The sequence below is a fragment of the Mycobacterium sp. NPDC003323 genome, assembly GCF_053589535.1.
Window position 1 is genome coordinate 1 of the sequence record NZ_JBSFSB010000033.1, and the last position, 8,473, is coordinate 8,473.

The following is an 8,473-nucleotide window of genomic DNA, read 5'->3' on the forward strand; positions in this document are numbered from 1 at the left end:
ACCCGTAGGGGCCTGGGCCCACGATCTGCGGCTCGGCAAGCTCGGCGGTGTAGCTGAACTCCAACTCCAACTTCACTGTGCAGCACCCACGCCGGCTGCTGCCATCACAGCGGACATGCCCTCGGCGATCACGTCACGCCCGAAAGCTTCGAGCACCACATTGGGATTGAAGTACTCGCGGATCAACGCAACCTTGCCGTCCCGGATCCGCATGTGGGTGCAGTAGGTGTTGGCGTAGATCTTGCCGGTCTGAGTGACCGTCGCCTTCCCGTGCAGCTCCAGGATGAACAGTTCCGGGTCGGTCGTGTCGTGCACGATCAACGAATCGATCCGCAGATCGGGCACCGAAGCGAAGAACCAGTCGACGAAGTGGCCGATCAGATCGCGACCGGGGACGGTATCGGCGAGCGGCTCGGGCGCGTAGGGCATCTCCCAGACGCCGTCCTCGGCGAAGTGTTCCTTCCACGCCTCCAGAGCCTCGCCGCGGGGCGGACCGTCATCGAGGGCCCCCCAGAATCGCTCAACCGTCGCGCGGTTGTCCGTTTGAATGCTCATTCGCCCGCCTCCATTTGTTGGTCGACTGCCGTCAGTCGGATACAAATCGAGAGTGCACCATACGTCGTTGATAGTCAACACTCTGTCGACATTTTTTGAAAGCGCTTCCCCAGAGGGGGATTGACGATCTCCAGCCCTCCACAACTCACTGAAATCGACGCAGCGTTGATTCCTGACGACTACACGTCTACCATTCTCATAGGTCTCGCCGCCGACCCTGTGGATGCGGTGCTTGCGGCGCCCGATGACCACCATTCCAGTCACCGCTGACAACAAGGATTCGCCAATGAAAGCACTCACCAACCGGCTGTTTCGTCTACAGAGGCGGCCGCAGGGCCAGGTCACCGAGCAAGATCTCGCCTGGGTCGAGGAGTCCATTCCCGATATCGCCGAAGGCCAGGCGCTGGTCCGCACCTTGTACCTGTCGCTCGACCCCACGAACCGGGTCTGGATGAGCCAGTTGCGTTCCTACATACCGCCGGTCGAGTTGGGCGCCGTGATGCGGGGCCTCGGTGTCGGACAGGTCATCGAAAGCCGGCGAGAGGACCTGCCGGTCGGAGCATTCGTTCTCGGCTTCACCGGCTGGCAAGAATATTGTGTCGCTGACGATTCCGTTCTTGAGTTTCCGTTCACAGTGCTGCCCGACCCGTTGCCGGCGCCGTTGACGGCATTTCTGGGTGTACTCGGCCACACCGGCATCTCAGCGTTCATCGGCATCGAGCTGGGCGATCCGCAGCCCGGTGAAACGGTTGTCGTCTCCGCCGCAGGGGGCGCCGTCGGTTCGATCGCCGGGCAGTTGGCCAAGCAGCGAGGTGCCCGCGTGGTCGGCATCGCCGGTGGCGCCGAAAAATGCCGGCACCTGGTGGAAGAACTGGGCTTTGACGCATGCATAGACCGGCACTCCGACGACTGGCGAGAGCGAATCGACGAGGCGACCCCCGATGGCATCGACGTCGACTTCGAGAACGTGGGTGGTCCCATCATGGATCACGTTCTGGGCCGGCTGAACATCGGTGCCCGAGTAGCGCTCTGTGGTCTGATTTCGGAGTACGACGCCTACAACGATCACGGCGACCAACCGGGCCTGCGCAACGCAAATCAGTTACTCATGCAGCGAGCCACCCTGCGGGGCTTCATCGTTACCGACCATATCGAGCGCTACGCCGAAATCATCGGAAAGCTCGCCGCGGCGCTGGGCGAAGGCTCGGTCAGATACGACGAGACCGTCGTCGAGGGACTGGAGAGCGCTCGGGAAACCCTCAACCAGGCACTGTCCGGCGGCGCTCGCGGAAAGACCGTCGTCCAGGTCGCACCGCTGCCCTGAACCGTAGGTTGATCGGCGCGCCACCCAGGCGGTGTTGCATCACTGACTGGGTGGCGCGGTGTCGGCCTGCCGTGGACAGCTCGAAGGCGGCCGAAATCTCGACTGCCGGTTGGCGACTCGGCGAGCTGATCCGCAAGGTGGACGGCATCGTATTGCCGTCACACCGTCACCGGTCGCCGGCCACTCTCGGACTGGTCGATCGGCTCGTCAGCACCGGGATGAGACCCACGATGACGCCGCGACTCAGCCGATCACGGACGGGTCGGGAGCCTTCACCTCGCGCCGCAGTATCTTGCCGGTCGCGCCCTTGGGCAGGGCGTCGACGAACCACAGCTCGCGGGGATACTTGTAGGCCGCCAGTCGGTCTCGGACGAAGGTCTTCAGTTCTTCGACTTCTGCCTGCGCGCCCTGCTTGAGAGCCACTGCTGCGCCGATCTCCTCCCCGAGGGTTGCGTGCTTGATGCCGATCACAGCTGCTTCCGCGACAGCCGGGTGTTCGTAGAGGACTTCCTCGACTTCGCGCGGGTACACGTTGTACCCACCGCGGATGATGAGGTCTTTCTTGCGGTCCACGATGGTGTAGTAGCCGTCGCCGTCGCGCGTGGCGATGTCTCCGGTGCGCAGCCAACCATCGGGGATGGCTTCGGCCGTTGCCTCGGGCCGGTTCCAGTATCCCTTCATGAGATTTTCGCCCTGGATGGCGATTTCGCCGGGCTCGCCGTCGGCAACGTCCTGGCCATCGTCGCCGACGATTCGCAGCGTGCAGCCGCGCACGGGTATTCCGATGGTGCCGGGTTTGCGCGGGTGGCCGGGTTGGTTGAAACACGCGATGGGTGCCGTCTCCGACAGCCCGTACCCTTCGTAGATCTCGCAGTCGAACTCGTGCTCGAAGGCTTTGAGAATCTCGACGGGCATGGGCGCACCGCCGGTGATGCATGTGCGCAGCGATGACATGTCCGTGTCCGCTGCGTCGGGAGAGTGCAGCATCGCGGCGTACATGGTGGGTACACCTTCGAGAACAGTAACGCGATCCCGGGCAATGACCTGCAAAGCCTTGGTCGCCTCGAAACGAGGGACGAGGGTGAGTAGCGCTGCGGCTTTGACCGCGGCATTGAGTCCACAGGTAAGACCGAAGACGTGGAACAGCGGTAAGCAACCGAGGATCACGTCGTCGGCGCCCACCTCGATCAACGTGTCCACCGTCGTCGCGGCGTTGGACGACATGTTCCGGTGGGTGAGTTCTGCTCCCTTGGGCTTACCGGTGGTACCCGAGGTGTACAGGATGACAGCAGTATCATCATCCGTTCGATCGGTGGCGTCATAGATCGGGTTGCCGGACAGGTTGATCGGACCCGTTCCGGGTACCAGCACCGAACGAATCCCTACCTTCTGCGCCGCGAGCGCGACGACGGCGTCGGGGCCGTCCAATCCGTACACCACCGTCATCCCCGAGTCGGTGAGGTAGTACTCGACCTCGCGGGCGTTGAGCAGCGGATTCATGGGAACGGCAACCGCGCCCGCCAGCAGCGCTCCGTAGAAGAGCACCGGGTATGCCGGGACGTTCGGAAGCATCAGGCCCACCCGGTCGCCTGGGAGCACACCGTGCGCTCGCAGATCTCCGGCTACAGCCGCGGCGCGCTGGTGTAGCTCCCGGTAGGACAGGACGTACTCGTCCAGCTTCACGGCTGGCCGGTCTCCGTGGTCGTGCGCGGTGGTGACGAGATTGCCGGCGAGATTGGACACAGTTGACTCCTACTTCGAAGAGAGTGAGTACGCCTTCGATTCTGCGGCCGGCGTGCGAATCCCGTTCGAGCGCAAGCGCAGCCGTCGAATCTGAGTAGACGGTCGGGCGTGCGTGGCCTTCGAACGCGGGGCCGGTACACCCATTATGTACATGACGTTCACGATTATCAACACAATGTCGATAAATCATCGATGATACCGATCGACCTCCAGGCGCCCGAGTGCCGCCGGTGCACGCCCTCCGCGGTGGACCTGCCCTATCATGCTTCTATGGCGTCCACTTCACCTTTCAGCCTGAACGCAGCGGAAACACGGGTGGGCCGACGAAACATCAAAGGCGACCGGCGCGAGCAAGCCATCCTCGAAGGGGCTTACGACCTGTTGCGTACGGTGCCGCTGCGCAACATCTCCATCGACGACCTCACCAAGCGTGCCGGGCTGTCGCGATCATCGTTCTACTTCTATTTCGAGTCCAAGTGGCAGGTACTGTCCGCCTTGCTGTCGCGGGTCACAGCCGACGTGTTCCAGGCGTCGCAACTGATCTTCGAGCGTCCGGCAGGCATGCCGCCCGAGGCGGCCATCGAGCATGCGGTCAAGGAGGTCATCCAGGTCTGGGAGCGCCACGGTCACGTTCTTCGTGAGGTAGGCGACGCCGCCGCGGCTGAGCCGGACTTGCAGACGCAGTGGGACACCATCCTCGGCCGTTTCATCGACGCGTCGGCCGCCAGCATCGAGCGAGACAGAGCTGCCGGCGTGGCCATCGACGGACCACCGGCCAGGTCCTTGGCTGCGGCGTTGATGTGGATGGGAGAACGCAACCTGTCGCTGATGAGTATGCGCAGCGAGAACGCAATTCCGTTGGACAGCATGGCAGAAACGGTGACCACCATCTGGCTGCGGACGGTTTACGGCCTGGAGTGGAAGCCCAGCACCAAGCCCGGTAAACGCCGCAAGCCCTCCCCCAAGACGTGATGAACGCCTTCGGAGAGGGCTCAGCCGACTTTCAGGCTGTGCGCGGACGCTATTGGGTGTCCAACGCTATTGGTTGTCCAGGGCCATTTTCGTCATGTTCAGCCCCGGCATGATCATGTGGCCACCCTCGACCAACATCTCGAGGCCGGTCGTCCACCGTGATTCGTCGGAGGCCAGCCACAGCACCGCCTCACTCATCGCTTGCGGCGGCAACAGGCCCACATCCCGGAGAACTGCCCAGTACCTCGCGCCCTGCAGGTCCTCTTTGACGCCGTTTCCAGGTCCCTTGCCCGCGCAGAGATCGTAGCCACCCTGCCAATCCAGGGCCGGTGTGTCGGTAGGCCCGGGCAGTAGCGAGTTGACTCGGATACCGTACTGGCCGAACTCGAGCGCTGCGCTTTTCGCCAATCCGAGCACACCGTGCTTGGACGCAACGTAGTGCACGTAGTGGGGAGACCCCTCGACGCCATTACCGGAGGACGTGATGATCACCGATCCGCCGCCACGGGTCTTCATGGCGGGGGTCACCGCCTTCAGGGTGCGCCAGGGCCCCATGATGTTGACATTGAGCACATCCAAGAATTCGTCCTCGGGAATGTCCGCGAACGGGTGCACGGTCCAGATGCCGGCGTTGGCCACGGCGACATCGAGTCCACCGAAGGCCTCTACACCCTCGGCGACCAGGCTGTCCAACGGCGCCTGCTCACGGACATCGCCCTCGCGCGCGATGATTCGCCGACCCAGTGCCTCGACTTCCTTGACCGTGATCTCGAGGTCCGCTGCCGTGGCGACGGGATAGGGAACCCCTCCATTCGTCGGGCAGTCGAAGGCGAGGATATCTGCGCCCTCCTGTGCGAGGCGGATCGCGTGTGCCCGCCCCTGACCTCGGGCCGCGCCGGTGATCAGCGCGACCTTTCCCTCCATGCGTCCCATGATTTCTCCTTCTTCTCGTTGTTTCTGATTGGCGTCTGATACGGCGGGAACTCCCGTACTGCAACGGATCTAGGTTCGGTACCTCAGGAGCTCGGCCTGATCAGTTGAAGGAGTACATCGATTCCGGGTGGCTCGGTCCAGACATGTGTGGCGTCGCCCAGCAGGATCGGGGCCGCGATCGGATCTGGACGCCCGGGCCCTCGGAGGGCGCATCCCGCGAGTTCGGGTCCATCGGCATCGGTCAGCCGTAGCGCGATGTGGTCGAGCTTGGCCGGTGCGTCGTCGAGGGCTGCATCGAGCGCGTCCGGGTCGTGGACGGTGTACAACTCGACCTCGGCTCCGGCAATATCGAGGAACACCGCGCTGATGCTCATGGCCGGAACCTCGACCGTGCGGGCGGTCCCTACCCCGAACCGATCGGACCAGTGGCCGACAGCCGCATTCAGATCGCGTACCAGAATTCCGACGTGATCGAGCCGGGGAAGACTGGTAGCCGGTCCGTGTTCGTGCATGAGTGCTCCTCTACTGGCTGCCCGCCGCCACGAAGTGCGGGGCAAGGCCCGGCGTGGGCTCCGTCCAGCGCTGCGTGATGACTTTGGACCGTGTGTAGAAGCGATAGGCGTCGTAGTTGAGACCGTCATCGCCGAAGCGCGAGTCACCCCACCCACCGAATCCGAACCACGAAATCGGAACGGGGATGGGCACGTTGATCCCGACGCTTCCGGCAGTCACACCTCGGGCGAATCGCCGGGCCGCCGCGCCGCTGCCGGTGAAGATGATGGCGCCGTTGCCGTAGGGGTTGGCGTTGACGATCTGCAGGGCCTGCTCGAGGTCGTCAGCGCGCAGCACGCTCAGGACCGGTCCGAAGACCTCGTCGCGGTAGAGATCGCTGTCGACGCGAACGCCGTCCACCAGACTGGGGCCGATGAAGTAGCCGGCGCCCGGTGGAGTCAGGCCGCGGCCGTCGACAACCAGTCGGCCGCCCTGCTCGACAGACCTTTGCAGCGCCGAGCGGACCCGATCGAGGGCGCCCTCTGAGATCAACGGCCCCATGTCGGTACCCAACGCCGCGCCAGGCCCCACCTTGAACGCCTTCGCGCGCTCGGCGATCTTGGACACCAACGCGTCCGCCGCCGCACCGACGGCGACGGCGACGGTCACGGCCATGCATCGCTGACCCGCGGCACCGTAGGCCGCCGAAACCAGCGCATCGGCGGCAGCATCGAGGTCGGCGTCGGGCAGCACCACCATGTGGTTCTTGGCACCCCCGAGGGCCTGCACCTTCTTGCCGGCGTCGGCCGCGCGTCGGTAGATCGCGCGCGCGACAGGGGTGGACCCGACGAAGGACACCGCCGCGACATCGGGGTGGTCGATGAGCGCCTCGGCGGCCTCGACACCACCGTGCACCACATTGAGGACGCCGTTGGGCAGTCCCGCATCGCTCGCGATCTGCGCCAACCGCACCGCTGCCGACGGCACCTGTTCACTCGGCTTGAGTACGAACGCATTCCCGCAGGCGATGGCCGCCGCAAACATCGACACCGGCACCATGACGGGGAAGTTGAACGGGGTTATCCCGGCGCACACGCCGAGCGGTTGCCGAAAGGAGTACGTGTCGACACCATTGGCGACCTGCTCGGCGTACTCCCCCTTGAGTTGCTGCACGACCGACAGCGATACATCGATGGCTTCGATCGAGCGCGCCAACTCGCCCCGGGCGTCCGCCAGCGTCTTGCCCTGTTCGGCCGTGATGATCCAGGCCAAGTCGTCCATCTGCTCGTGCAGCAATGCGCGAAAGCGATGTAATACCGATGCGCGGACAGGGCTGGGGGTTTCGGCCCAGGCCGGTGCTGCCGTCCGCGCACTGATCACCGCATCGTCGACGGCGTCGGCGCCGCCCACCACGACAGTGCCGATCACGCGCCCGGTGGCGGGATCATGAATCTCGGCTCGCGGCCCCTCCGTCGAGGACAGGGGCGCGCCGCCGATCCAATGCGGCACGGTGTCGAGAGAAACATCGATGGTCACAGCAACTCCAATGGTCAGTAGCGCCAAATATCCGAAATGTCAGCCGAATTCAGGCCTGGTTGTCGCGCGGATGAGGCAGATCGGGGAACATCTCCAGGCCGTAATTGACCTTCAGGTTCTCGACCTCGGCCTGTAGCTGCTCGGGCGTCCGAAGTTCACGATTGCGCGCCTCGTAGAAGTACTTGTCAATGCCGCCGTTGGGCTCGAAACCGCTACTGTCGGGCCCGGGCACGAACACAACCAGAATCCGGGCCTCGTCACCGACCACTTCATAGGTGTGCCGCTGATCCTTACGCCCCCAGACGAACTGGCCCTTCTTGGCACTGTACGAGCCGGCCTCGGTGTGGATCTTGATTTCACCATCCATCACGAAGAAGCCCTCTTCTTCACGGTGGTGAATGTGCCAGACCGGTTCGGTGCCACGCACCCAGTTGGTCTCGATGACGATCAGCTGCCCGTTGGTGCTCTCACCCGTGGCGTGAATCCAGAAGTCCACACCCGTCATGAAGTCCCCGGTCATGCTGAAGTGGATGTCGTCACGGTGCGAGACGTAGCTCTCGCCGTTGCGAGAAGTGGTCGGCTGGATCTGGTCGACGTCCGATGTGGTGGACATATCAATTCCTGTCAGGTCGTTGGAATCCGTGCGCCGGTGGTCGGCATCACGGGCCGGCAGAGTTGAGATTAGACTCACAGTTGAAAGTAGTCAACACCGTGTCCATTTTGCGGGGCCGCGGACGCTTCGCCCAAAAATCAACAAGGTGTTGACTATCACAGACGCGTGGTGCACTCTCGGAGCCACCGCGGGTCTGACGGCAGACCCACTCGAAAACTGAGGAGAATCAATGAAGTTGGAGTTGGAGTTCAGCTACACCGCCGAGCTTGCCGAGCCGCAGATCGTGGGCCCGGGCCCCTACGGGC

At 63.8% G+C, this 8,473-nt stretch carries 8 protein-coding genes and 2 pseudogenes; 3 read left to right on the forward strand and 7 right to left on the reverse strand.

What is annotated here, in order from left to right; all coding sequences use genetic code 11:
- Both ACWDUN_RS29930 and ACWDUN_RS29935 read right to left on the reverse strand, forming a co-directional pair.
- Positions 1-76, reverse strand: a pseudogene (locus tag ACWDUN_RS29930) (DUF3237 domain-containing protein); the annotation flags it as partial.
- A complete protein-coding gene (locus ACWDUN_RS29935; RefSeq protein WP_449934549.1) occupies positions 73-555 on the reverse strand; it encodes a nuclear transport factor 2 family protein in 483 nt (160 codons plus the stop codon). The gene ACWDUN_RS29935 and the pseudogene ACWDUN_RS29930, both read right to left, overlap by 4 nt.
- A 286-nt stretch (positions 556-841) precedes the next feature.
- Here ACWDUN_RS29935 and ACWDUN_RS29940 point away from each other — a divergent pair, with 286 nt between their 5' ends.
- Positions 842-1,879, forward strand: a complete 1,038-nt coding sequence (locus ACWDUN_RS29940; RefSeq protein ID WP_449934552.1) for an NADP-dependent oxidoreductase — start codon at positions 842-844, stop codon at positions 1,877-1,879.
- A gap of 243 nt (positions 1,880-2,122) precedes the next feature.
- Here the strand turns inward: ACWDUN_RS29940 and ACWDUN_RS29945 are convergent, their stop codons facing one another.
- On the reverse strand, positions 2,123-3,622 hold the full coding sequence (locus ACWDUN_RS29945; RefSeq protein ID WP_449934554.1) for a long-chain-fatty-acid--CoA ligase: 1,500 nt from the start codon (positions 3,620-3,622) through the stop codon (positions 2,123-2,125).
- 270 nt (positions 3,623-3,892) lie between these two features.
- Here ACWDUN_RS29945 and ACWDUN_RS29950 point away from each other — a divergent pair, with 270 nt between their 5' ends.
- Entirely contained in the window at positions 3,893-4,594 is a 702-nt protein-coding gene (locus ACWDUN_RS29950) for a TetR/AcrR family transcriptional regulator (protein ID WP_449934556.1), read from the forward strand.
- Positions 4,595-4,660: 66 nt separating this feature from the next.
- Here the strand turns inward: ACWDUN_RS29950 and ACWDUN_RS29955 are convergent, their stop codons facing one another.
- The 4 genes from ACWDUN_RS29955 to ACWDUN_RS29970 all read right to left on the reverse strand — a co-directional run bounded on the left by ACWDUN_RS29955 (position 4,661) and on the right by ACWDUN_RS29970 (position 8,168).
- On the reverse strand, positions 4,661-5,527 hold the full coding sequence (locus tag ACWDUN_RS29955; protein WP_449934559.1) for a mycofactocin-coupled SDR family oxidoreductase: 867 nt from the start codon (positions 5,525-5,527) through the stop codon (positions 4,661-4,663).
- Between the two features lie 83 nt (positions 5,528-5,610).
- A complete protein-coding gene (locus tag ACWDUN_RS29960) occupies positions 5,611-6,168 on the reverse strand; it encodes a VOC family protein (protein ID WP_449934564.1) in 558 nt (185 codons plus the stop codon).
- A complete protein-coding gene (locus ACWDUN_RS29965; RefSeq protein WP_449934561.1) occupies positions 6,050-7,555 on the reverse strand; it encodes a CoA-acylating methylmalonate-semialdehyde dehydrogenase in 1,506 nt (501 codons plus the stop codon). The genes ACWDUN_RS29960 and ACWDUN_RS29965 overlap by 119 nt, the downstream gene beginning before the upstream one ends.
- Before the next feature lie 49 nt (positions 7,556-7,604).
- The gene (locus ACWDUN_RS29970) at positions 7,605-8,168 is read right to left on the reverse strand and encodes a cupin domain-containing protein (RefSeq protein WP_449934563.1); all 564 of its coding nucleotides are present in this window, start codon (positions 8,166-8,168) and stop codon (positions 7,605-7,607) included.
- Positions 8,169-8,397: 229 nt separating this feature from the next.
- Between ACWDUN_RS29970 and ACWDUN_RS29975 the strand changes: the two are divergent.
- Positions 8,398-8,473: pseudogene (locus ACWDUN_RS29975) on the forward strand (DUF3237 domain-containing protein); the annotation flags it as partial.